This window comes from Streptomyces sp. AA4, from assembly GCF_000158875.1.
Classification (GTDB): Bacteria; Actinomycetota; Actinomycetes; order Mycobacteriales; family Pseudonocardiaceae; genus Amycolatopsis.
On the sequence record NZ_GG657746.1, the window covers coordinates 6,762,601 to 6,784,545 of the forward strand.

The 21,945-nt window shown below is 69.9% G+C and carries 25 protein-coding genes and 1 pseudogene; 9 read left to right on the plus strand and 17 right to left on the minus strand.

Going from position 1 to position 21,945, the window contains the following annotated elements; translation table 11 throughout:
- The first annotated feature begins 70 nt into the window (after window positions 1-70).
- Window positions 71-901 (plus strand): phosphotransferase enzyme family protein, encoded by an 831-nt coding sequence (locus SSMG_RS30710; RefSeq protein ID WP_009082512.1) that lies wholly within the window; start codon window positions 71-73, stop codon window positions 899-901.
- Here SSMG_RS30710 and SSMG_RS30715 read toward each other — a convergent pair.
- A complete protein-coding gene (locus SSMG_RS30715; RefSeq protein ID WP_009082516.1) occupies window positions 894-1,631 on the minus strand; it encodes an alpha/beta fold hydrolase in 738 nt (245 codons plus the stop codon). The two genes, SSMG_RS30710 and SSMG_RS30715, sit on opposite strands and share 8 nt — an antisense overlap.
- 64 nt (window positions 1,632-1,695) lie before the next feature.
- Between SSMG_RS30715 and SSMG_RS30720 the strand changes: the two genes are divergently transcribed.
- Window positions 1,696-2,208 (plus strand): GNAT family N-acetyltransferase, encoded by a 513-nt coding sequence (locus SSMG_RS30720; protein WP_199786027.1) that lies wholly within the window; start codon window positions 1,696-1,698, stop codon window positions 2,206-2,208.
- Window positions 2,209-3,005: 797 nt separating this feature from the next.
- Here SSMG_RS30720 and SSMG_RS30725 read toward each other — a convergent pair.
- A complete protein-coding gene (locus SSMG_RS30725) occupies window positions 3,006-4,406 on the minus strand; it encodes an MFS transporter (RefSeq protein ID WP_009082519.1) in 1,401 nt (466 codons plus the stop codon).
- A 65-nt stretch (window positions 4,407-4,471) separates the two neighbouring features.
- On the opposite strand from SSMG_RS30725, the gene SSMG_RS30730 reads away from it, so the two are divergent.
- Complete coding sequence (locus tag SSMG_RS30730; RefSeq protein WP_009082521.1) at window positions 4,472-4,966, plus strand: CGNR zinc finger domain-containing protein; 495 nt, start codon at window positions 4,472-4,474, stop codon at window positions 4,964-4,966.
- 11 nt (window positions 4,967-4,977) lie between these two features.
- Here SSMG_RS30730 and SSMG_RS30735 read toward each other — a convergent pair whose 3' ends face one another.
- Window positions 4,978-5,283 carry a hypothetical protein gene (locus tag SSMG_RS30735; protein ID WP_009082523.1) on the minus strand — a complete coding sequence of 102 codons (306 nt, stop codon included), beginning with the start codon at window positions 5,281-5,283 and terminating at the stop codon, window positions 4,978-4,980.
- Window positions 5,284-5,336: 53 nt separating this feature from the next.
- The gene (locus tag SSMG_RS30740; RefSeq protein ID WP_009082527.1) at window positions 5,337-6,461 is read right to left on the minus strand and encodes an alkaline phosphatase family protein; all 1,125 of its coding nucleotides are present in this window, start codon (window positions 6,459-6,461) and stop codon (window positions 5,337-5,339) included.
- A 45-nt stretch (window positions 6,462-6,506) separates the two neighbouring features.
- On the opposite strand from SSMG_RS30740, the gene SSMG_RS30745 reads away from it, so the two are divergent.
- Complete coding sequence (locus SSMG_RS30745) at window positions 6,507-6,710, plus strand: zinc ribbon domain-containing protein (protein ID WP_037715384.1); 204 nt, start codon at window positions 6,507-6,509, stop codon at window positions 6,708-6,710.
- Between the two features lie 42 nt (window positions 6,711-6,752).
- Here SSMG_RS30745 and SSMG_RS30750 read toward each other — a convergent pair whose 3' ends face one another.
- On the minus strand, window positions 6,753-7,865 hold the full coding sequence (locus SSMG_RS30750) for a PLP-dependent aspartate aminotransferase family protein (RefSeq protein ID WP_037715387.1): 1,113 nt from the start codon (window positions 7,863-7,865) through the stop codon (window positions 6,753-6,755).
- A 59-nt stretch (window positions 7,866-7,924) separates the two neighbouring features.
- On the opposite strand from SSMG_RS30750, the gene SSMG_RS30755 reads away from it, so the two are divergent.
- Complete coding sequence (locus SSMG_RS30755) at window positions 7,925-8,440, plus strand: Lrp/AsnC family transcriptional regulator (protein WP_009082531.1); 516 nt, start codon at window positions 7,925-7,927, stop codon at window positions 8,438-8,440.
- Between the two features lie 34 nt (window positions 8,441-8,474).
- Here the strand turns inward: SSMG_RS30755 and SSMG_RS30760 are convergent, their stop codons facing one another.
- The 7 genes from SSMG_RS30760 to SSMG_RS30790 all read right to left on the minus strand — a co-directional run bounded on the left by SSMG_RS30760 (window position 8,475) and on the right by SSMG_RS30790 (window position 15,851).
- Window positions 8,475-10,241, minus strand: coding sequence for a 3-hydroxyacyl-CoA dehydrogenase family protein (locus SSMG_RS30760; protein WP_037715389.1), 1,767 nt, complete (start codon window positions 10,239-10,241; stop codon window positions 8,475-8,477).
- A 114-nt stretch (window positions 10,242-10,355) separates the two neighbouring features.
- A complete protein-coding gene (dhaM, locus tag SSMG_RS47805) occupies window positions 10,356-11,042 on the minus strand; it encodes a dihydroxyacetone kinase phosphoryl donor subunit DhaM (RefSeq protein WP_009082535.1) in 687 nt (228 codons plus the stop codon).
- A complete protein-coding gene (dhaL, locus tag SSMG_RS30770; RefSeq protein ID WP_037718272.1) occupies window positions 11,039-11,662 on the minus strand; it encodes a dihydroxyacetone kinase subunit DhaL in 624 nt (207 codons plus the stop codon). The genes dhaM and dhaL overlap by 4 nt, the downstream gene beginning before the upstream one ends.
- Window positions 11,662-12,663: a dihydroxyacetone kinase subunit DhaK gene (gene dhaK / locus SSMG_RS30775; protein ID WP_009082540.1), complete on the minus strand. Its 1,002-nt coding sequence runs from the start codon at window positions 12,661-12,663 to the stop codon at window positions 11,662-11,664. Before dhaK ends, dhaL begins: the two co-directional genes overlap by 1 nt.
- Window positions 12,664-12,742: 79 nt before the next feature.
- Window positions 12,743-13,741, minus strand: coding sequence for a hypothetical protein (locus SSMG_RS30780; protein ID WP_100266935.1), 999 nt, complete (start codon window positions 13,739-13,741; stop codon window positions 12,743-12,745).
- A 102-nt stretch (window positions 13,742-13,843) separates the two neighbouring features.
- Window positions 13,844-14,119 (minus strand): hypothetical protein, encoded by a 276-nt coding sequence (locus SSMG_RS30785; protein WP_009082544.1) that lies wholly within the window; start codon window positions 14,117-14,119, stop codon window positions 13,844-13,846.
- Between the two features lie 10 nt (window positions 14,120-14,129).
- A complete protein-coding gene (locus tag SSMG_RS30790) occupies window positions 14,130-15,851 on the minus strand; it encodes a sodium:solute symporter family protein (protein ID WP_037715394.1) in 1,722 nt (573 codons plus the stop codon).
- 263 nt (window positions 15,852-16,114) lie between these two features.
- Here SSMG_RS30790 and SSMG_RS30795 point away from each other — a divergent pair, with 263 nt between their 5' ends.
- Window positions 16,115-16,573 carry a hypothetical protein gene (locus tag SSMG_RS30795; protein ID WP_100266936.1) on the plus strand — a complete coding sequence of 153 codons (459 nt, stop codon included), beginning with the start codon at window positions 16,115-16,117 and terminating at the stop codon, window positions 16,571-16,573.
- A gap of 61 nt (window positions 16,574-16,634) precedes the next feature.
- Here the strand turns inward: SSMG_RS30795 and SSMG_RS30800 are convergent, their stop codons facing one another.
- On the minus strand, window positions 16,635-17,351 hold the full coding sequence (locus tag SSMG_RS30800) for a TetR/AcrR family transcriptional regulator (RefSeq protein WP_037715397.1): 717 nt from the start codon (window positions 17,349-17,351) through the stop codon (window positions 16,635-16,637).
- Window positions 17,352-17,440: 89 nt separating this feature from the next.
- Between SSMG_RS30800 and SSMG_RS30805 the strand changes: the two genes are divergently transcribed.
- Window positions 17,441-18,025, plus strand: a complete 585-nt coding sequence (locus tag SSMG_RS30805; RefSeq protein ID WP_009082551.1) for a flavodoxin family protein — start codon at window positions 17,441-17,443, stop codon at window positions 18,023-18,025.
- A 3-nt stretch (window positions 18,026-18,028) separates the two neighbouring features.
- Here SSMG_RS30805 and nucS read toward each other — a convergent pair whose 3' ends face one another.
- Window positions 18,029-18,688, minus strand: a complete 660-nt coding sequence (nucS, locus tag SSMG_RS30810; RefSeq protein ID WP_009082552.1) for an endonuclease NucS — start codon at window positions 18,686-18,688, stop codon at window positions 18,029-18,031.
- Window positions 18,689-18,781: 93 nt separating this feature from the next.
- On the opposite strand from nucS, the gene SSMG_RS30815 reads away from it, so the two are divergent.
- Window positions 18,782-19,321 carry an NUDIX hydrolase gene (locus SSMG_RS30815; protein ID WP_009082554.1) on the plus strand — a complete coding sequence of 180 codons (540 nt, stop codon included), beginning with the start codon at window positions 18,782-18,784 and terminating at the stop codon, window positions 19,319-19,321.
- 147 nt (window positions 19,322-19,468) lie between these two features.
- Here the strand turns inward: SSMG_RS30815 and SSMG_RS30820 are convergent, their stop codons facing one another.
- The 3 genes and pseudogenes from SSMG_RS30820 to SSMG_RS47340 form a co-directional block, all read right to left on the minus strand.
- Window positions 19,469-20,242, minus strand: coding sequence for an enoyl-CoA hydratase-related protein (locus SSMG_RS30820; RefSeq protein ID WP_009082556.1), 774 nt, complete (start codon window positions 20,240-20,242; stop codon window positions 19,469-19,471).
- A complete protein-coding gene (locus SSMG_RS47335) occupies window positions 20,215-20,565 on the minus strand; it encodes a helix-turn-helix domain-containing protein (protein ID WP_286157081.1) in 351 nt (116 codons plus the stop codon). Before SSMG_RS47335 ends, SSMG_RS30820 begins: the two co-directional genes overlap by 28 nt.
- Before the next feature lie 147 nt (window positions 20,566-20,712).
- Window positions 20,713-21,213, minus strand: a pseudogene (locus SSMG_RS47340) (GlxA family transcriptional regulator); the annotation flags it as partial.
- Here SSMG_RS47340 and SSMG_RS30830 point away from each other — a divergent pair.
- A complete protein-coding gene (locus SSMG_RS30830; protein ID WP_353611781.1) occupies window positions 21,104-21,832 on the plus strand; it encodes a cysteine hydrolase family protein in 729 nt (242 codons plus the stop codon). The pseudogene SSMG_RS47340 and the gene SSMG_RS30830 sit on opposite strands and share 110 nt — an antisense overlap.
- Window positions 21,833-21,945 lie beyond the last annotated feature (113 nt).

The window sequence follows — 21,945 nt, forward strand, 5'->3', positions numbered from 1 at the left end:
ATCCGGGCGGTCAAGGGGATCGTAGCCCTCGGTACCGACAGTCGCGCGCACCGGCTGGTTAGATCACCGCATGACCGACCCGTACCGCGCCGCGGCGGTCTCCTCCGCGCTGGCCGTCGGCCGCCGGTTCGGGCTCCCGGCCGATGCCGCCGAGGTACTGCACGAACGCTCGAACGTGCTGGTGAGGATGGGTCCGGTAGTCGCGAGGGTCCCCGCCACGACCCGGCTGCTGCGGCCGGACGCGACCGCGTGGCTCGAGCGGGACGTCGCCCTTTCGGCCTACCTCACCGAACGTGGTGTGCGCGTCGTCTCACCGGCCTCGGATCCCCCGGCCGGACCGCATTTCTCGGCGGGATTGCCGGTCACGCTCTGGCACTGGACCCCGCACGATCCGGACCATCGGCACGGGCCGGACGAGACCGCCCGGTCGCTCGCCCGGGTCCACGCCGCGCTGCGCGACTACCCGGGCGAACTGCCGTCCCGCGGCCCGGTCGGCGAGCTCCTGGACACCGTCGCCCGCAGCGGCTCGCTGCTGGACGGCTTCGCGGAGCGGATCCGCGCGGAAACCGAACGGCTGGCCGCGCTGCTGCCGTCTGGCCCGCTCCAGGCCCTGCACGGCGACGCACACCCCGGCAACCTCATCGAGACCGCCGACGGCCCGTGCTGGCTCGACTTCGAGGACACCTGGCGCGGGCCCCTCGAATGGGACCTGGCAATCCTCGCGCAACAGGGCGGTCCGGAGTTCCTCGCCGCGTACCCGGGCGAAGCAGACGAAGCCGTCCTCTCGACGTGTACGCAGCTTCGCGCGCTCTTCGCGGTGGCGTGGCGGTTCCTGATCGCACAACGGTTCCCGCATCGGCTAGTCGAAGCGCGCGCCGCGGCGGTCGAGTACTTCAGCTGACCCAGCCGAGGATCGCCTCGACCACGCCGGCCGGGTCTTCCAGCGGCGTCAGGTGCCCGACGTCCGGGAGGACCGCGAGGGTCGCGTCCGGCAGCGCCTCGACCATGGTGTTGGCGGCGTCGAGCGGGGTGAGCGCGTCGCGCTCCCCCACGATGACGAGCGCCGGGACGTCGACTTCGCGCAGCAGGTCAACGGAATCGGGCCGGTTGCGGATCGCCCGCGCGGCCCACGCGACCCCGGACGGCGGCTGCGCGTCGATCAATTCGCGCACGCGCGTTTGGACATCCGTGGACGCGCTGTCGGCCAGCAGCTTCGGCAGGTTCGCCTCAGCCAGCCAACCCTTGACGCCCTCGGCCTCGGCGCGGCTCGCGACGTCGAGCCGGGCCTGCGCGGCTTCGGGGGTGTCCGCGGTGGCCTTGGTGTCGATGAGGAGCAGACCGCCGACGCGCTCGGGCGCCTGCCGCAGGACGGCCATCGCGAGGTAGCCGCCCATCGAGCAGCCGCCGAGGATCACCTGATCGAGTTCGAGCTTGTCGAGCAGCGCGACGACGTCCCGCGCGGCGTCGGCCAGATCCGGCTCGGCTTCGCTCTCCGGCAGCGGACTCCGGCCGAGACCGCGCTGGTCCGGCGTGATGACCCGGAACCGCTCCGCGAGCGGCGCGCGGACCGGGTCCCACATGCGGGCGTCGAGCGGGAAGGCGTGCAGGAGCACCAACGGCAGTTCGGTCATGGCTGAGATTGTCGCTGCCTTTTGGGCGCGTTTTTTGTCGGACCCCGTCGTTATGGTCGGGGGCGTGACAGAGATCGTGACGGAAAGGCTGGGGCTGCGGCGCTTCGTGGAGACCGATCGGCAGGCGGTGGTGGACATCCACCGCGACCCGGAGACGAACCGGTACAACCCGCATCCCCCGGACACCGCGACCACGCTCGTGATGTTCGACAGCTGGCTCGAGCACTGGGCGACGTTCGGCTACGGCTACCTGGCGGTCCGGGAGCGGGGCAGGCCCGCGGCCACGGACGGGTCGGACGTGATCGGCATGACCGGAGTGCGCAACCGGGAGTTCCGGGGCGAGAAGGTGCTGAACCTGGCGTACCGCTTCCGCCCGTCTGCGTGGGGCAAGGGCTACGCGGCGGAAGCGGCGCGGGCGGCGGTGGAGTGGGCGGAACGGGAGATGTCGGCGGTTCCGGTGTTGATCAGCGTGTCGGTGACGAACACGCCGTCGCTGCGGGTGGTGGAGAAGCTGGGGTTCAGGGAGTACGTGGAGGAGGAGTACGAGGGGGCGGTTTCGCGGCATTTCCGGCGGTGATGGCTGGGTTTGGGAAGCGGTGACTGGCCGGAGTGGAGAGGTGGCTGGGCTGGGGAGACGGGCTGAGGAGGGGCGAGCAGGCGGGTTGGTCGCTTGCGAGTACGCGCAACGGCTTCCGGTGGGACGAGGGCCAGCCGGATCCGATTGCCCGGCCTGAGCGGGTGTGAACGCGGGAACCGCGCATCCGCGCAGTGGCTGGGTTTGACCTGGTCGGACGCCTGGGTTCGCCGTCTGGACTGGCTGCGCGGGAACACCTGGGCCAGCCGGAGGTCAAGCACGCCGGGGCGGGCGAGTGCGCTGCCACCAGGCTGCACGCCGGGGTTCGTCGTCTGGCTGGCCGCGCGCGAAGACGTGGGCCAACCGAAGGACAACCACGCGGGGGCGGGCGAGTGCGCAGCCGACCTGGCCACACGCCTGGGTTCGCCGTCTGGACTGGCCGCGCGCAAACACCCGGGCCAGCCGGAGGCCAACCACGCGGGGGGCGGGCGAGTGCGATGCCGACCAGGCCACACGCCTGGGTTCGCCGTCTGGGCTGGCCACGCACGAACACCCGGGCCAGCCAGAGGTCGAGCACGCGGGGGCGGGCGAGTGCGCTGCCGACCAGGCCGCAGGAGGTCTCCCGGCACGTGCCGAGGTGCAGCACGGTTTGCCGTGCTGGAAATAGTTGCCGCACTCGTACCGGCATTCCACAGCGGCCCAAGCAGGCGACTGCGTTGCCAAAACGCGGCCTCGTTCCCTCCAGTGACCACTGTGGACAGACGCGCGAATCAAGTCTGCGCTAAAGCCGCGAGTCGCCCTCAGTCGAGGCGATTCGCGTTGTCCCGCAACAGCCAGCCGCCCATGAGACCGCTCGCTACCGCGATCACGCCGCACAGCAGCAACACCAGCAACACCCCGTGCGTCGCCCCTTCGCTCCCCTCTCCTCGGGTCGCGTACACCGCTCCGGACACCGCGATTCCGAGTGCCAGCCCGAGTTGCCGCGAACTGTTCGCGGCCGCCCCGGCCGTGCCGCCGTATTCCGCGGGGACCGACGCGATGGCGACTGCCGGGAGGACCGGGGACACGATGCCCGCGCCGATTCCGGTCAGGACCAGCGCCGGCAGCAACGCCACCCAGGTCGGGCTGAGCAGCACCGCGACCGCGGTCAGGCAGCCGAGGCCGAGCAAGGCCGTCGCGCCGCCCAGCACCCGGTCCGGCGACCGGGCGTGCAGCCGTCCGCTGATCAGCGCCGACACCACGACGAACACCACCACCTGCAGCGCCAAAACCGCCGAGGTCGCCGCCGAACTGAGGCCGGTCGCGTTCTGCAGCCAGAGCGAAATCACCGGCAGCGCACCGAATCCGGCGAAGTAATAGCTGAACGCGACGAGCAGCACTCCGAGAAACCGGCGCGTGCCGAACAAACTGGTCGGCACCATGGGTGCGCTGCTGCGGCGTTCCACCACCACGAACGCCGCGATGGCCGCCACCGTGACCAGGTATCCGGTCACCGCACCGGCAGAAGACCATCCGCGGTCGCCGCCGGTGATGACGGAATAGGCGAGTCCGGTCGCGGCGAGCGAGAACGTGCCGATGCCCGGGTAGTCGACACTGCGGCCGCGCGCTCGCGGTCCTTCCTTCAACGACGTCGCCGCCATGACGATCGCGACCGCGCAAATGGGCAGGGAGACAAAGAAAATCCACCGCCAGCCGAGCAATTGCGCGATTATGCCGCCGGAGAAGGTGCCCACCGCGCTGGCCACTCCGGCGACCGTCCCCCACACCGCGAACGCTCGGGCCCGGTCGCGGCCCTCGTAGGTCAACCCGACCAGCGGCAGGATCGTCGCGAACATCGCCGCGCCCGCGACGCCTTGCACGACCCGCGCAGCGATCAATTCGCCGGGCGTCGCGGCCAGGCCGCAGACGAGCGTCGCGAGGGAGAACAGGACCAGTCCGGCGAGGTAGACCCGCTTGCGGCCGAGCAGGTCGCTCAGCGAGCCGAAGCCCAGCAGCAGCCCGGCGAGGGCTACCGTGAAGACGTCGACGATCCATTGCAGCTGGCCGTATCCCGCGCCGAGTTCGACCCCGATCGCGGGCAGCGCGACGGTGACGACGCTGGTGTAGACCAGCAGCAGAAACGTGCCGACGCACGCGGCGATCAGCGGAATCCAGGACGGCGCGGCGACCGCGGGTTCGGCCCCGCTCGTCGAATGAGGCATGGCTAAGAGCGTGCTGTAATAGGCTTATGCCGCATAACTCTTACTACCGGAGTTTTCTCAAGTTTGTGACCGGCCTCGCCAACGACCGTCCCGCCGACCTCGCTGACCTGGTCGAACGCTGGGACGAAACGGAGATGGGCCCGGTCCCGCCGGTCTCCGACGAGGACTTTCCCGAGGTGTGCGCCTTCCTGGACCGCTGGATCGAGGTCGTCGACGCCACCGACGAGGCGGACCGGGTCCGGCTGCTGAACGCGCTGCTGGCCGAGGCCGCCGCCTACCCGAGGATCACCGAGCACGACGGGTACAGCTGGCATCTGCACTACCAGGACGACGGGATGCGCCTGCCCGCGGTGCTGCGCGCGGTCACCTCGGTGGCGGCGGCGCAGTACCTGACCTCGACCAGCCTGCACCGCCTCGGCCGCTGCGCCGCGAGGGAATGCCGCCGCGCGTTCGTCGACTTCACCCGCAGCGGGACGCAGCGCTACTGCACCCACGCCTGCGTCAACCGCGACGCGGTCCGGCGGCACCGCGCCCGGAAGAAGGAAACCCTTTCGCGGTAAAGAACCTCACGTCACCGGCGCCGCTGCGGACGCCGCCGGGCGCGGGCCTCCCAGCACGGCCGGTGCCAGTGCCTGCGGTCGGCGACCCCGCCGGTCTCGTCGGCGGGCCAGACGACCAGGTGCGGGACCCCGGGCCGGATTTCGTGGTCACAGCCGGGACAGCGGTAGGTCTTGGCGGCCTGCGAACCGGGCACGGTGCGCACGAGCCAGTCGCCGTCGGGGGCGGATTCGCTGCGAGCCCAGCCGCTGACCGCGCCGGCGTCCGGTCGCTCGACGGGACCGGAACGGCCGCGGCCGGGTCGATTGCGTCTGGGCACGCAGCCACGGTAACCGGGCGCAGCCGGGACGGTTCAGCCGGTGGTCCAGCGGATCAGCCCCGCGCGATCGCCAGCGGGACCAGCTGTTCGGCGGAGGTCAGCGAACCGTGCTGGCCCACCAGGTTCGACTCGACCGCCTCGGCCAGTTCGCGAACCATGCCGAACGTTCCGGTCGCCGCCGCGACGACGTCGCCGATCCGCGGGCGCACCCGGTCGCTCACCGATGCCCCGAACCAGCCCGCCGCGATCGCCTCCTCGCGCGGCAATACCCACGCCCGCGAGCCCAGGACCTCGCGCCACGCGGCCACCACGTCGGCCGTCGCGCCGGGTTCGGTGTACACATGCCGGGCGCGGACCTCGCCGCCGAAAGCCCGGACGCCCGCCAGCAGCTCCGGGGTGTCTTCCAGGTCCAGTTTCTCCTCGACGGTCACCATTCCGTGGTCCGCCACCACCGCCAGCACCGCACCGGCGGGCAGTCCGTCCACAATGGACTCGACGAGCCGGTCGACGTGCCGGAGTTGCATGCGCCAGGCGGTCGAGCCGGGGCCGTAAAGGTGGCCCAGCAGGTCCAATTCGCTGTGGTAGGCATAGCAAAACGCGCGCGAGGACAGTACCTCCAGGGTCCGCGCGGCCAGGTCGCCCAGTGCGTGCACCCCGGCGTACCGGGCGCCGCTTTGCGTCGCTTGGGTGAGAGCGGTGTTGGCGAAATGCGCCGAGGACACCACAGCGGCCTCGATACCCGCGGCGGCGGCTCGCTCGAAGGTGGTCGGGAGAGGTTGGACTTCGCGGGGCGGCAGGGCGCCGCGGAGGTCGCTGCCGTCGTCGTGGGAACGCCAGCGCAGGGCGTTCAGCACGCCGGCTCCCGGGATCTCGAAGGTGTAGCCGACCATGCCGTGCTCGCCCGATGCCAGACCGGTGCCGATCGCCGCGACCCCGGCCGCGGTGGTCGACGGGAAGCCGACTCGCAGCGGGCTGGCGGCGAGTTCGGCGAGCACCGGCGCGTCGGCCGCGTACTGGGCGAGCAGTTCCCAGCCGAGGCCGTCGATGAGGAGCACGCACGCGCTGCGGGCTTCGGGCAGCGCCAGGCCGCCGTCCTCGCCGGGCACGCCCAGCGCGCCGAGCAGGGCGGGAACGACCTGGCCGAGATGCGGAACATCCGCGTACTGGGGCACATCCACCCGGACAGCTTCCCACTGCGGCGGCGCGCCAGCGATAATCAAGGCATGCCCACCTACGCCTACCGCTGCCGCGACTGCACCGAGACGTTCGAACTCCAGCGCCCGATGGCCGAGTCCAGCGCGCCCGCCCCGTGCCCGGAGGGGCATACGGACACGGTCAAGCTGCTCACGACGGTCGCGCTCACCGGTTCGGCCTCCGCCCCGGCCCCGGTCGGCGGAGGGTGTTGCGGCGGCGGTTGCTGCGGCTGAGCGGGCCTCCACCGCCACTCTGGCGGCGGAGGCCGCGGCCGATCAGCAGGACTTCAGCGCCTGATCCAGGTCAAGCCACAGGTCCTCGACGTCCTCCAGCCCCGCCGAAAGCCGCAGCAGGCCGTGCGTGATGCCGGAGCCGGTGCGGTCGTCCTCAGCGACGATCCGGTGCGTCAGCGACGCCGGGTGCTGGATCAAGGTGTCGACACTGCCCAGACTCACCGCGGGCGTGATCAGCCGGACCGCGCCGACGACCGCGTGCGGGTCGCCGGTTACTTCGAAGGCCACCAAGGGGCCGCCCAGCTTCGGGTAGTGCACGGCGCTGACCGACGGGTGCGAAGCCAGCCGCGAAGCCAGGACGGCAGCGGTTTCCGAGGCGGCCTTCACGCGCAGCGGGAGCGTCGAAAGGCCGCGCAGCAACAGGTATCCGGCGAGCGGGTGCAGCACGCCGCCGGTCGCGAAGCGCAGAGAACGCAGACGCGCGGCTTCTTCGGCGTCACAGGCCACGATGCCGCCCATGACGTCGCCGTGACCGCCCAGGAACTTCGTCGCGCTGTGCAGCACCATGCGGGCGCCGAGGTGGCCGGGGCGTTGCAGGACCGGCGTCGCGAAGGTGTTGTCGACCAGGACCGGGACGTCGCCGCACGCGGCGGTCAGGGCGGCGATGTCCAGTTCGCTCAGGGTCGGGTTCGCGGGCGTCTCCACGAAAACGAGGCCGGTGTCCGGGCGCAGGGCGTCGGCGACGTCCTCGGGCGCGGTCCAGGTGACCTCGGTGCCCAGGAGTCCGGTGATCAGCAGGTGATCGGTGCAGCCGTACAGCGGCCGGACGCCGACGATGTGCCGTTTTCCTTGCGACACCGCGGAAAGCAGGCACGCCGAGACCGCCGCCATGCCGCTCGCGAACGCCACCGCGTGGTCGAAGCCCTCGAGTTCCGCGAGCGCCTGCTCGAACCGTTCGACGGTCGGGTTGCCGATCCGGCCGTAGATGCCGGTGACGTTCCCGCCCGCGGCGAACTCGTCGATCCGGCGGGCCTCCTCGGCGCTGTCGCGCGCGGGGTAGGTCGTGGAGAAGTCGAGCGGGGCGGCGTGCAGGCCGAGGTCGGCGAGATCGTCGCGACCGGCGTGGACGGCTCGGGTGCGCAAGGCGGAAGTCATGGCAGCCACGTTCGGACACGCCACGGCTCCGAAGCAACAATCTCGGATAAGATTCAACGATGGGCGAGACTGTCGAACTGAGTCCGGTTGATCTTGAGATTCTGCGAGTGCTGCAGAACGATGCCCGGACGTCGAACAAGGAACTCGCGGCCGCCGTCGGGCTCGCGCCGTCGACCTGCCTGGACCGCGTGGCGCGGCTCCGGGAGACCGGGGTGATCACCGGCCAGCACGCCCAGGTCGACGCGGCGAAGCTGGGCCGCCCGCTGGAGGCGTTCCTGTTCGTGCAGGTCCGGCCGCACCGCAGGCCGCTGGTCGAGCAGTTCGTGGAACATCTGCTGGCGCTGCCGGAAATCCGCGCGGTCTACCACCTGACCGGACCGGACGATTTCCTCGCGCACGTCGCCACCACGTCGGCCGCCGAACTGCAGCGGCTGGTGCTGGACGAACTCACCTCCCGCGACGAGGTCGCCCGCGTGCACACGAACCTCGTGTTCCAGCAGTGGCAAGGCGGCCCGCTGCTGCCGCCGGACGGCGAACCCGCCAAGGGCGCGCGCATCCGGCGACGCGACCGGTGAGCTGCGGGCAGGTCATTCTCTGCCCTTGCCAGCGTCAGTAATCCTTGAAACCCTTGCCCGTCTTGCGACCCAACCGTCCCGCCGTCACCAGGTGTTCCAAAAGCGGTGCGGGCGCGAAGCCTTCTTCGCGGAACTCGTTGAACAGCGTCCGCTCGATCGCCAGCGACACGTCCAGTCCGACCACGTCCAGCAATTCGAACGGTCCCATCGGCAGGCCGCAGCCGACCTTCATCGCGGTGTCGATGTCGTCCGCCGACGCGTAATGCGCCTCCAGCATTTTCACCGCGTCGTTGAGGTACGGGAAAAGCAACGCGTTCACGATGAATCCGGCGCGGTCGCCGCAGTGCACGGGGTGTTTGCCGACCGCCGCGCACACTGCTGCCGCGGTCGCGGTGACATCCGGCGCGGTCGCGATCGTCGACACCACTTCCACCAGTTTCATCACCGGCGCGGGATTGAAGAAGTGCAGACCGACCACGTCTCCCGGCCGCGAAGTCGCCGCGGCGCATTCGATGACCGGCAGCGAGGACGTCGTGGTCGCGAGCACCGCGCCCGGCCGGACGACCTCGTCCAACGCCGAAAACACCGCCTGCTTAACGGAAAGCTCTTCGGCCACCGCCTCGACCACCAGGTCGACGTCGGCCAGTTCCTCGAATTCCGTCACCGGCCGGATCCGGCCGAGCGCGGCCGCGGCGTCCTCTTCGGACAGTTTGCCCTTCACCACGGCCTTGTCGAGCGACTTCTTCACCTTCGCCACCGACGCTTCGGCCTTCTCCAGGCTGCGCGCCCGCAGTACGACGGCAAAACCGCGCTTGGCGAACACTTCCGCGATGCCGGTGGCCATGGTTCCGGTGCCGATCACGCCGACGGAACGCACCTCGCGAGCCACCGAAGAGTCCACAGTAGACGATGCGACCGAATCCACCACCACTGGCGAATCCGGGGCGTCGTAGGTGTAAAAACCGTGCCCGCTCTTGCGACCCAGCTGACCCGCGGTGATCATCTGCTTCAGCAGCGGCGCGGGCGCGTGCAGCCGGTTGCGGGATTGGTGGTACATCGTGTCGAGGATTTCGTACGCGGTGTCCAGCCCGATCAAATCGAGCAGCGCGAGCGGGCCCATCGGGTAGCCGCAGCCGAAACGCATTGCCGCGTCGAGATCTTCGCGAGTGGCGTACCGCTGTTCGTACATCCGCACCGCGTGGTTGAGATAGCCGAACAGCAGCGCGTTCGCGATGAACCCGGCCCGGTCGCCGATCACCACCGGCGATTTGCCCAGCCGCTGCGCGAATTCCACGACGTCGGACACCACGTCCGGTTCGGTGACCACCGTGCGCACGACCTCGACCAGCTTCAGCACCGGCGCCGGGTTGAAAAAGTGCATCCCGACGACCTTGCCCGGCCGCGCGGTGTGCACGCCGATCTCGGTGATCGACAGCGAGGACGTATTGGACGCGAACACCACGTCCGGCCGCGTCACCTGGTCCAGCCGGGAGAACACCTCGGCCTTCGCCGCGAGGTTCTCCGGGATCGCCTCGATCACCAAGTCCACTTCGGACAGTTCGGAGAGCGAGGTCGTGGCGCGGATCCGGCCCAGCAGCGCCTCCCGGCCCGCCTCGTCGAGCTTCCCGCCCGCGAGCGCCCGTCCGGTCGAATGCCGCAGGTGGCCGAGGCCGCGTTCGACCCCGGCCTCGTCGAGTTCGACCGCGACCACGTCGAGTCCGCTGCGCGCGAGCACCTCGGCGATGCCCGCGCCCATCGTGCCGAGACCGACCACACCGACCGTCGAGATTTCCCGTGCCACAGGGCCTCCAGAGGTTACCCGCTGGTAATTGCCGCTCACTGTGCCATGCGGGCCCCGGGAAAGCACATCGGAATCGAGTCAGTGCCGACGAAGTCACCCGGACGGAATCCGGCGTCACTCCCCGAAGTTCGACTCCACCAGCTCGGCCACCTTCGCCACCGCCTCGGACGCCTGCGCCCCGCGAGCCCGCACCACGATCCGGTCGCCCTGGCGCGCGCCGAGCGACATCAGCGCCAGCACGCTGTGCGCGTCCGCCTCCTGCTCGCCCAGCCGGATCGACACCTCGGCCTCGAATTCCGCGAGGCTGCGCACCACGACCGCGGCCGGGCGCGCGTGCAGGCCGACGTCGTTGGTCAGCGTGAATTCCTTCTCCACCACGCCTTCCTCGCCCGCCGCCGACGGCTCCACCGCGGCCAGGTCCGGCGCGACCCCGGCACTCGCCGCGGCCTCGCCCACCGCCTTGGTATTCGCGCCGCCCTGCGCCGCGACGGCCGCGGCCACCGCGCCTTCCACCAGCGGCGCGTCGACCACCACCGCGGCGGACGGATCCGCCAGCGATTCCACCGCCAGTTCAGCGGTCATCTGCGCGCTGCCGAGGTCGTACAGCAGCACCACGCCGTCGCCGGAATCCGCGCGCTGCGTGGCCGCGACGACCTCGTCGTAATCGGTGCCGATGCCGCCGCCGTCGGGCAGCCCGCCCGCCGGGACGATCCGGACGTCCGGGGCCATCTGAGCGGCCAGTTCGGCCAGGCCTTCGGCCAGTTTCGCGCTGTGCGACACAAGAACGATTCCGACGGTCACCGGGCCGCCTCCGCGAACGCGCGCAGCAGCAACGCCGTCGAACGAGCCCCGGGATCCATATGCCCGACCGCGCGTTCCCCGAGGTACGAGGCACGGCCCTTGCGCGGGATCAAGTCCACAGTGGACTCCGCGCCCCGGTCGGCCCCGTCCGCGGCGGCGGTGAGCACCTCCGCGATCGTTCCGTCCGCGGTGCCTTCGGCCGCGGAGACGGCCGGGATCAGCGCGTCGACCATCGTCGCGTCGCCGCCGACCGCCTTGCCGCGCGCCTGCACCCCCTCCAGGGCCGCCCGCAGCGCGTCCAGCAGCAGCGGCACGTCCAGCTCCGCCGCGTCGCCGACCTTCGCCGACGCACGCAGGAAAGCCGTGCCGTACAGCGGTCCGGCCGCGCCGCCGACCTTGGAAATCAGCGTGGTGGCAGCGAGTTTCAGGACCCCGGCCGGGGTTTCCGGCACCGCGGTCTCCAGCGCGGAGACGATCGCGGTGAAGCCGCGGCTCAGGTTCTCGCCGTGGTCGGCGTCGCCGATCGCGCGGTCGAGGTCCACCAGTTCGGTGCGGTGTTCGGCGATCACTTCGGCGGCGGCGCGCAACGCGGCCGCGACCCCTTCGGCAGTGCAGGCCATCAGATCCCCCACCGCAGCGCGGGCGTGCGCACCGGCGCGTCCCACAGCTGCGTAAGCTCGTCGTCCAATTTCAGCAGGGTCAGGCTGATGCCCTGCATTTCCAGGCTGGTGATGTACGGGCCGACCAGCCTGCGCTCGACCAGGATGCCGCGCTCGGCCAGCAGCCGCTCGGCGATGCCGTGCGCGAGGTACAGCTCCAGCTGCGGCGTGCCGCCCATCGAGTTCGTGAACAGCAGCACCTTGTCGCCGGATTCGAACGGCAGGTCGGACACCACCGCCTCGACCATCCGGCCGACCAGCGCGTCGGCCGGTTCGGCCGGGATCCGCTCGCGGCCGGGCTCGCCGTGGATGCCGATGCCGAACTCGATCTCGTCCGGCCCGAGGTCGAAACTCGGCTCGCCGGCGTGCGGCACGGTCGGCGCGGACAGCGCCACTCCGATCGAGCGGACCTGTCCGATCACCTTGCGCGCCAACGCTTCCACCGCGCCCAGCGAATCGCCGCGCTCGGCCGCCGCGCCGGCGATCTTCTCCAGCAGCACGGTGCCGCCGACGCCGCGCCGCCCGGCGGTGAACGTGGAGTCCTTGACCGCCACGTCGTCGTCGATGACCACGCTGCGCACGTCCAGGTCCTCGGCCGCGGCCAGTTCGGCGGCGGTCTCGAAGTTCAGCACGTCGCCGGTGTAGTTCTTCACGATCAGCAGCGCCCCGGCCGGACCGGTGGTCGCCGCGATCGCGCCCTGCACCGCGTCCGGGGTCGGCGAGGTGAACACCGGACCGGGCACCGCCGCGTCGAGCATCCCGGGACCGACGAACCCGCCGTGCAGCGGCTCGTGCCCGGACCCGCCGCCGGACACCACCGCGACCTTGCCCGCCACCGGCGCGTCCGCGCGCACGACCAGCGCCGGATCGTCGCGCACGCGTAGCAGGTCCGCGTGCGCGACCGCGAGCCCTCTCAGCGATTCGGCGACCACGGCCGCCGGATCGTTGATGATCTTCTTCATGGCGGACCTCCGGCACCTCGGCGTCGTGGACGACCCCAACCTATGAGGTCGCCGGGCGCGCCGCAAAGCGCCCCACGGGTCACGCCGCGGGCAGTTTCCCGGCCAGTTGCTTGGCCAGCCCGACGGTCTTGCCGCACGGGTCGTCCTTGTCCGCCTGCGCGTCGGAGTTCGAGTACTCGAGCTGGACGACCTCGACGTGGTCGTCCTGCCACTGCCGGTGCTGCCATTTCACCTGGCAGCTCGACCCGGAGGAGGTGCCCTGCTTCGCGTACGCCTGGGTCGGCGTGCCGACGTCGGTCTTCAGCCAGCCGTCGCCCTCGGTCGGCGCGACGCCGGGGAACATCGTCACCCGGACGCTCGGGATGAGGCCCCACTCGCACGAATGCAGTCCGGACGACCGCGGCTTCCCGCCCTTCACGACCCCGTCCACCGCGGACTGGTCGAGCACCGTGCACGGATCGACGGCCAGCAGCGTGCCCGGGCCGGGCGTGTACTTCTGCGGGTTGTTGTGCAGTTTCTCGACCGCCGTCGCGACGAGCTTGCGGCCCGCGGCGCAGGCGTCGCCGCCGGGGTAATCGACCCGGAAGGAGACGCCGAGAGCCGGGTCCCGCGAGGTGAGCGCGCTGACCACGCAGCCGGCCGAGTCGCCGACGTCGGGCACCTCGACCTGCGGCAGCCCGCCGACCGAGCCGGTCGTCTTGTCCGACACGAAGGTCACGATGCCGCCGACCTCGACCCGCGCCCGGATTTCCTTGCCGCCCGGGTCGGTCGCCTTCGCGGCGCAGGAGTCGAACTGGGTGGTCGAAGCGGTCGCCTCGCCCTGCAACGTGCCGAGCGGGCTCATCGCGGTCTTGTCCAGGAACTGACACGGCAGCACGTCGCGCAGGACGGCGGGGGCGACCGCGGGATCGGTGATCGGGCCGGACGTCGCGGCGCTGTCCCCGGCGGCGGGGACGGTCGTGCGCGCGAAGTTCTCCTTGCCCAGATTCGGGCCGCCGCACGCGGACAGCGCGACCGCGCCCGCGGCTGCCAGGGCGGACAACTTGAGGAACCGGCCGGACCGGAGATGGTGCACCACGTCCGGCAACCTAGCCTGCGAGGTCGCCGGACGTGGGCGCATTGAATATTTTCGGCGTGGCGAAGCCACTCCGTTGAGGGTGGCGGTGGGGCGGGGCCCGGGCTATTCGAGGGGTGAGCTTTGCGTCGTTTCGGTGCTCGGCGGCACGACCAGCGGCCGCAGCACCGCCCACAGCACGAACAACGCGGTCACCACCAGCAGGCCGATGCCCGACCAGAGGTTGATGTTCACGTCGGCGGCTTTCTTCAGGTCGTCGTCGCTGGTGAACCCGGCGCCCATGATCGTGAGGATCACGCCGTAGACGCCGAGCAGCAAAGCGATGATCAGCCGGATGTCGAAGGCGCCCGCCTTGTGCGGCCGCGAGGTTTTCTCGGTCATGCGGGCCTCCTCAGAAGATGATGTTGAGAGCGATGGTGAGCACGAGGACGATGCCGGCCAGCAGGCCCGGCTTGCGGTACCAGCCCGCGTTCTCGCCGGTGTTGTCGTGCTTGAGCGTGTCGCGCGGCGTGAGCGAGTAGACCAGGCCGACCAGCTGCGAGTCCGGCTTCGGCTCGGTGGCCAGCGAAACCCCGACGCTCACCACGATGTCGACCACGAACGCGGTGCCCGCCGCCACGAAGCTGGTGCCCTGCCCGGCGAGCGAAAGCACCTCGAACTGCGACAACAGCCAGATCGTGATCGCCGACGCGGTGCCGGCCACCAGGCCGATCCAGCCCGCGGCCGCGGTCATCCGCTTCCAGAACATGCCGAGGATGAACGTGGCGAACAGCGGCGCGTTGAAGAACGAGAACAGGTCCTGCAGGTAGGTCAGGATGTTCGCGGACTGCATGGCGACGAACGCGGTGCCGATGGCCAGCACGGTCGCGCCCACCGTGGTCTTGCGGCCCAGGCTCAGGTAGTAGCCGTCCGGCCGGTCCTTCTTCACGTACGTCTGCCAGATGTCGTAGGTGAAGACGGTGTTGAACGAGCTGAGGTTCGCCGCCATGCCCGCCATGAACGACGCGAGCAGACCGGCGATCGCGATGCCGAGGATGCCGTTGGGGAGCAGGTCGCGCATCAGCAGCAGGAGCGCGTTGTTCGCGGTGACCCCGCTCTTGGCCGGTTCGCCCGCGAGCAGAAGTCCCTTGTCCTGCAAGTACTCCGGCACCACGACGCCGGCGATCATGCCGGGGATGATCACGATGAACGGGACCAGCATCTTCGGGAACGCGCCGATGATCGGCGTCCGCCGCGCGGCCGACATGCTCTTCGACGCCATCGCGCGCTGGACCTCGACGAAGTTCGTCGTCCAGTACCCGAAGGACAGCACGAAGCCGAGACCGAACACGATGCCGAGGACGGACAGGAAGTTGTTGCCGAAGCCGGTCAGGTTGTCGCCGGGCCAGGAGTGCAGCTGCGCGGAGCCGCCGGGGCCGTGCGAGATCTTGTCGACCAGGCCCTGCCAGCCGCCGACCTTGACCAGGCCGACGATGGTGAGCGGCAGCAGCGCCACGACGATCACGAAGAACTGCAGCACCTCGTTGTAGATCGCGGCGGACAGCCCGCCCAGCGCGGTGTAGCCGAGCACGATGGCGGCGGCGATGACGATCGACAGCCACAGCGGCCAGCCCAGCAGCAGGTTCACGACGCTGGCCAGCAGGAACAGGTTCGCGCCCGCGATGAGGATCTGCGCCGCGGCGAAGCTGATGCCGTTGACGAGGTGCGCGACCGGCCCGAACCGGCGGCGCATGAACTCGGGGACGCTGCGGACCTTGGAGCCGTAGTAGAACGGCATCATCACCAGGCCGAGGAACAGCATCGCCGGGATGGCGCCGATCCAGAAGTAATGGACGGTCGGCAGGCCGTAGAGGACGCCGTTCGCGGACATGCCCATGACCTCGACCGCGCCGAGGTTCGCGGAAATGAACGCCAGGCCGGTGACCCACGCCGGCAGCGACCGGCCCGACAGCAGGAAGTCGAGACTGCTCGACACCTGCCTTCGCGCGAGATAGCCGATGCCGAGCACCAGGACGAAATAGAACGCCAACTCGATGTAGTCGATCGGACTCGCGTCGAGCCGCAAGTTCGCGTCGGCGAGGAACGGCACCCCTGCCACCTCCGAATCAAACATTCTTACACAGAAAACACCATCGTTCCTGTCAGACCGGCACAGTACTGCATGGATTCCGAACAGGCACCCCGACACCGCGGTTTTTCACCAACCTGCCGCTGACCTGTGCATTTCACGTGCCCGGAAGCGCCCGTGTTGAGTCCTGTCGCTTCGCCCGGCAAGGACTCACCAAGGTCACAGATTCACCCGATCCGGGAGGGATCCCCTCCGCCGCCCATAAGATCCCCGCACCTTCGACGACCTTCGGAAAGGACTCCCCTGCGATGACCGGTCCCGCTTCCCCGCTCCGCATGCCCGGACGACTGCGCGGCGCGCTCGTGTTCGTGTTCCTCCAGGCGCTGCTGAACGGCGTATTCGGCATCTTCGCCCAGCTGGAGATCGCGAGATGGGTGGACCACGGCCAAGACCCGGCCGGGGTCCTGTACCTCGTCGAGTTCCTCTCGTACATCTTCGCCGCCGGGCTGCTGGCGTCCGCGATCGCGATCCTGCTCGGCTACGACTGGGGCCGGTGGGCGCTTCTGGTGTGCGAGGTGCTGTCCGCGATCGGCGGGCTGATCAACCTGGTGTCCGGCAGCCCGCAGGCGATCGTCGGGCTGGTGCTGGCCGGGCTGGTGGTGTCGACGCTCTTCCAGGAACAGGTGAAGGCCTGGTTCGAGGCGAAGGCGGCGCAGCGCCGGGGCGCGGCCGGTCCGGCCTCGCCGCAGCCCGGCACGACCATCTGACGAATGCGCTGAACTGGGGGCTCCCGGCCTGGCCGGGAGCCTTTTTTCTGCAGCCGTCCGGCTATCGGCCGGCCTTGTCGAGCCGGGCGAGCCATTCGCGCAGCAGGCCGGCCTCGAAGACGCTGAAGCCCGCGTCGGTCACCGGGTCGGCGTCTTTGGTGGGGGCGACGATCCCGAGCAGGGCCTGCGCCCGATCGGCGATCGGGGAACCCTCGGCGGGCGCGGTTTGCTCGGTCAGCGCGTCGAGCACGACGTCGCGCAACGGCCGGATCAACTGGACGTCTCGCGCTTCCTCCGGCTGCGCCAGCAGAAGCAGAACCGCGCCGGTCGTGGACGCCTCGATGGCCACCGCGGCCGCCTCGACGGGCACCCGGAGCAGGCCTCGCGCGTTGGCGCGTTCGAGCATGCCGCACAGGATGGCCCGGTTTTCCGCGGCCGCCGCGGGTTGCCTGCCCGGCCGGACGTTTCCGTACATCAGCGTGTAGATCGCGGGATTGGCCAGCCCGAACGCGACGTGCACGTCCCAGCCTCGGCGCAGGTCCTCGACCGGGTCCTCGCTCGGCTCGAACGCGCGCTTCTCCGCGAGGTAACTCTCGAAGCCGAAGGTGGCCACGGCATCGAGCAGCCCGTCCTTGTCCGCGAAAAGCCGGTACAGCGTCGGCGTTTGAACTCCGGCCGCCGTCGCGACAGCGCGCGTGGACAGCCCCGACGGGCCGGCCTCGGCCAGCAATTTCACCGCTTCGCTCAGGATGCGCTCGCGCTGGTCGTCCGATGCCATGTGCCGACGATAACAGATTCCTGTTGACGTTGACACTGACGCTGTCATCGCTCTAGCTTTATCAACGTCAACAGCGAAGGGATCCGTTCATGTCCTCTGTTCACGTCGCGATCGCCTACTACTCCGGCTACGGGCACACCCTCGAGATCGCGAAGGCCGTCGCCGACGGCGCCGGGTCAGTGCCCGGGGCCGGCGCCGAACTGGTCGACGTCGCCGAAATGACCGACGCGAAATGGGAAACCCTCGACGCGAGCGACGCGATCATCTTCGGCACGCCGACCTACATGGGTTCGGCGTCCGGGGCGTTCCACGCGTTCGCCGAGGCGACCTCGAAACGCTGGATGTCCCAGCGGTGGCTGGACAAACTCGCGTCCGGGTTCACCAACTCCGGTTCGATGAGCGGCGACAAACTGCACACCCTGCAGTACCTGGCCCTGCTCGCCGCACAGCACGGCATGCACTGGGTCAGCCTCGGCCTGATGCCCGGCTGGAACACCACGACCAGCAGCGAACACGACGACAACCGGCTCGGGTTCTATCTCGGCGCGGGCGCGCAAACCTGGAACGACCAGGGCCCGGAAGCCGTCCACGCCGCGGACCTCGCCACGGCACGCCACCTCGGCGCGCGGGTCGCTACGCAGGCCCTGCGGTACCGGCTGCCGCTCGCTTCGTAGCGGTCAGAACAGCCGGAACTCGTCGGAATCCGTGCCGCGCAACGCGTCGTAGTCCAGGACGACGCAGCGGATCCCGCGGTCTTCGGCGAGGACCCGCGCCTGCGGCTTGATCACCTGCGCCGCGAACACGCCCTGGACCGGGGCCAGCAGCGGGTCTCGGTTGAGGAGTTCGAGGTACCGGGTCAGCTGCTCGACCCCGTCGATCTCGCCGCGGCGCTTGATTTCCACCGCGACCGAACCGCCGTCGGCGTCGCGCGCCATGATGTCGACCGGGCCGATCGCGGTCGGGTACTCGCGCCGGACCAGCGTGTAGCCGTCGCCGAGGGTTTTGATGTGCTCGGCGAGCAGTTCCTGCAGGTGCGCTTCCACGCCGTCCTTCTGCAGGCCGGGGTCGACGCCGAGGTCGTGCTTCGAATCGTGCATGACCTCGTCGATCGTGATGACGAGCTTCTCGCCTGCCTTGTTCTGGACCGTCCAGATGTCCGGGTCCTCGATCAGCCAGCACGGCGGCGACATCCAGTTCAGCGGCTTGTACGAGCCGCCGTCGGAGTGCACGAGCACCGAACCGTCGGCCTTCACCATCAGGACGCGGTTGGCCATCGGGAGATGCGCGGTCAGCCTGCCGACGTAGTCGACCTGGCACCGGGCGACGACGAGCCTCATCGGACCCGCCCCGCACGGCGCGGGCTGGCTTGCTGGGAAGGGAGCACGAGACGCACCCGCCGAGGGTAGGACAGGCTCGGCGATACTGGCGAGGTGGACCCCATTCAGCGTGTCGCGACCCGCGAGGTGTATCGGAACAACTGGATGACGGTGCGCGAGGACGCCGTCCGCCGCGCCGACGGCAGCGACGGGATCTACGGCGTCGTCGACAAACCGACCTACGCCCTGGTCATCCCCCTCGACGGCGACCGGCTGCACCTGGTCGAGCAGTTCCGGTATCCGCTCGGGATGCGGCGCTGGGAATTCCCGCAGGGCACCGCGCCCGACCTCGCCGAGACCCCGCCCGCCGAACTGGCCCGGCGGGAATTGCGCGAGGAAACCGGATTGCGGGCGTCGGCGTTGACGGAACTGGGAATGCTCGACGTCGCGCCCGGGATGGCCAGCCAGCGCGGCCACGTGTATCTCGCGACCGGCCTCGCCGAGGGCGAACCGGAACGGGAGCCGGAGGAACAGGACATGCGGACGGCGTGGTTCAGCCGGTCCGAGGTGGAGAAGATGATCTCGACCGGGGAGATCTCGGACGCGCAGTCGGTGGCCGCGTACACGTTGCTGCTGCTGCACGAACGCCGCTGACCGGCTGCTGTTGCACGAACGCCGCTTCCCCTCCGCCGCGGTTGCCCTGGCGAAGGTCCGTGAAGGACCCCTTGAGGGAATCTAATTCCCTCAAGGGGTCCTTCACGGACCACGGCATCGCGGGTTCGGGCCAGTCGTGGCCCGAGGTCAATCCGTCCACTCGGGCTTGCGCTTCTCCAAGAACGCCGCCATCCCCTCGCGCGCGCCCGGCAGTTGCGAAGCCGACGCCATCACCTCGACGGCGATCGCGTACGCGTCCGCCTCCGGACGGTCCAGCTGCGCGTACAACGTCTGCTTCCCCATCGCCTTGCTCGCCCGGCTGCCGCGGGTCGCGCGGGCGAGCAGGTCGGCGACCGCGTCGTCCAGGGAATCGTCCGGGACTACGCGGTTGACCAGGCCCCAGTCCAGCGCCGTCGCCGCGTCGATCACGTCGCCGGTCAAGGCGAGTTCCATCAGGCGTTTCCGGCCGATCGCGCGCGCCACCGGCACCGCGGGCGTGTGGCAGAACCAGCCCCCCTTGCCGCCGGGGAGCGCGAATCCCGCCGATTCCGCCGCGACCGCCAGATCGCACGACGCGACCAGCTGGCATCCCGCCGCCGTCGCCAGGCCGTGCACCCGGGCGATCACCACCTGCGGCACCGATTCCATCGTCCGCATCAGCGTCGTGCACAGGGTGAGCAGCTCGCGCACCCCCATGAGGTCCCGGGACGCGACGTCGCCGAAGTCGTGCCCGGCGGAGAACACCGGCCCCGCGGCGGCCAGCACGATGCCGGTCGCGTCGGTCTCGCCCGCTTCACGGAACGCGGCGAGCAACTCGCCGAGATGCTCGGCGGACAGCGAATTGCGCCGCGCCGCGCGGTTCATCGTGATGGTGACCGTGTCCCCGTCCCGCTTCACGAGGAGGTGCTCGTACTCGCCCATGCCCCGACCGTAACCCCGTCGGCCGGGATGCGGAAAGTGCGCCGATACGAATCCGGCCGGACCCCGACCTCCGCCCGCAGCCGGCGCCGCAGGTTCGCGGCGCTGCCCAGCCCCGCCCGCTCCGCCACCCGGGCGACCGGCAGGTCGGTGGTTTCGAGCAACCGCTGCGCGTGCTGCACCCGCTGAACGAGCAGCCACCGCCCCGGCGTACTGCCCGTCGCGGCCGCGAACTCGCGATGGAACGTCCGAGGGCTCATCCCCGCGTGCTCGACCAGATCCGGTACGCCGATCTCGTCCGCGAGCCGCGCCAACGCCCAGTCCATTGTGGACGCTATCCCCGGCCGGGAAGCATTGGCGGGCAACGGAGCTTCCGCATACTGTCGCTGCCCGCCCTCCCGAACCGGCGGCATGACCAGCCGACGAGCAAGCCGCGCAGCCACCTCCGCCCCATGATCACGGCGGACCAAGTGCAGGCAAAGATCGAGCCCCCCGACGACCCCCGCCGACGTAAGCACCCCGTCCTGCTCGGTGTACAAGACATCGCGCCGAAGCTCAGCGGCCGGCGCCGCGATCGCGAGTGCGTCCAGGTCCCGCCAATGCGTCGTAGCAGGGCGGCCGTCGAGCAGCCCAGCTGCGGCGAGCGTGAATGCCCCGGAGCAAAGCCCAGCGACCACCGCCCCCGAACGATGGGCCCGCCGAAGCGCAGCGCTGGCCGCATCCGGGACTTCCGCGAGGGGGTCGACCCGCCCGGGCGCAAGAACCAGGTCACATCCGTTCAACCCAGAAAGCCCATGCGTCGCAACGACTTCCCCAAACGGCGACACCGCTGTCCGGCCCCGCCCAGGCGCGCAAACCCGCACGGTGAACGGCCCGATGCCGCTGTCGGTGCGGTCCTGCGCCCACACCTCCGCGATCACCGCGAGGTCGAACATCCGGCTGCCGGGCAAAAGCAGCACCCCGATCGTGCGCATGGCAGAAAAGTACCGCATCGCGCCTCTTCTGCCACTCCCCAGCACGCGACCCGCTGGCGAGACTCGACTCATGACGACCGCACTCCTGCTGATCGACGTCCAACAAGGCTTCGACGACGCCGCTTTCTGGGGCCCGCGCAACAACCCCGACGCGGAAGCGAACATCCAAGCCCTGCTAGAAGCCTGGCAAGCCCGCCGAGACCCAGTAGTCCTAGTCCACCACGACTCGATCAAGCCGGATTCGCCCCTGCGCCCAGGCCAACCAGGCAACGACTTCAAACCAGAACTGGCCGACGCCCGCCCAGACCTGGTCTTCGGCAAAAAAGTGAATTCGGCGTTCCTAGGCGACGTAGACCTGCACGCCTGGTTCACCAAGAAAAACATCACCAGCTTCGTACTGGCCGGAATCCAAACCAACTTCTGCTGCGAAACCACCGCCCGCATGGGCGGAAACCTGGGCTACGACGTAACTTTCGCCCTAGACGCCACCTTCACCTTCGACCTGCAGGCCCCAGACGGCACCACCGTAACCGCAGACGAACTAACAAAAACAACCGCAACAAACCTACAAGGCGGCAGCTTCGCCACAGTAAAAAACACAAAACAAATCCTGAGCTAACCACCCAAACAGCGAGGCACCCACCCCTCCCCCATCCCCGATACAAAGCCGCCCTGCGGTTCGGGGGTGCTTGTCAAGGCATCTTTCCCGCCTTGACAAGCACCCCCGAACCG

Bases quoted from the DNA above. Each gene is read 5' to 3' on its own strand.
- SSMG_RS30795 (WP_100266936.1), top strand. From the start codon at position 16,115: ATGACCGGTCCCGCTTCCCCGCTCCGCATGCCCGGACGACTGCGCGGC.
- SSMG_RS30790 (WP_037715394.1), bottom strand. From the start codon at position 15,851: ATGTTTGATTCGGAGGTGGCAGGGGTGCCGTTCCTCGCCGACGCGAAC.
- SSMG_RS47335 (WP_286157081.1), bottom strand. From the start codon at position 20,565: ATGGACTGGGCGTTGGCGCGGCTCGCGGACGAGATCGGCGTACCGGAT.
- dhaL (WP_037718272.1), bottom strand. From the start codon at position 11,662: ATGGCCTGCACTGCCGAAGGGGTCGCGGCCGCGTTGCGCGCCGCCGCC.
- SSMG_RS30725 (WP_009082519.1), bottom strand. From the start codon at position 4,406: ATGCCTCATTCGACGAGCGGGGCCGAACCCGCGGTCGCCGCGCCGTCC.
- SSMG_RS30785 (WP_009082544.1), bottom strand. From the start codon at position 14,119: ATGACCGAGAAAACCTCGCGGCCGCACAAGGCGGGCGCCTTCGACATC.
- SSMG_RS30800 (WP_037715397.1), bottom strand. From the start codon at position 17,351: ATGGCATCGGACGACCAGCGCGAGCGCATCCTGAGCGAAGCGGTGAAA.
- SSMG_RS30715 (WP_009082516.1), bottom strand. From the start codon at position 1,631: ATGACCGAACTGCCGTTGGTGCTCCTGCACGCCTTCCCGCTCGACGCC.
- SSMG_RS30755 (WP_009082531.1), top strand. From the start codon at position 7,925: ATGGGCGAGACTGTCGAACTGAGTCCGGTTGATCTTGAGATTCTGCGA.
- nucS (WP_009082552.1), bottom strand. From the start codon at position 18,688: ATGAGGCTCGTCGTCGCCCGGTGCCAGGTCGACTACGTCGGCAGGCTG.
- SSMG_RS30710 (WP_009082512.1), top strand. From the start codon at position 71: ATGACCGACCCGTACCGCGCCGCGGCGGTCTCCTCCGCGCTGGCCGTC.
- dhaK (WP_009082540.1), bottom strand. From the start codon at position 12,663: ATGAAGAAGATCATCAACGATCCGGCGGCCGTGGTCGCCGAATCGCTG.
- SSMG_RS30805 (WP_009082551.1), top strand. From the start codon at position 17,441: ATGTCCTCTGTTCACGTCGCGATCGCCTACTACTCCGGCTACGGGCAC.
- SSMG_RS30820 (WP_009082556.1), bottom strand. From the start codon at position 20,242: ATGGGCGAGTACGAGCACCTCCTCGTGAAGCGGGACGGGGACACGGTC.
- SSMG_RS30750 (WP_037715387.1), bottom strand. From the start codon at position 7,865: ATGACTTCCGCCTTGCGCACCCGAGCCGTCCACGCCGGTCGCGACGAT.
- SSMG_RS30745 (WP_037715384.1), top strand. From the start codon at position 6,507: ATGCCCACCTACGCCTACCGCTGCCGCGACTGCACCGAGACGTTCGAA.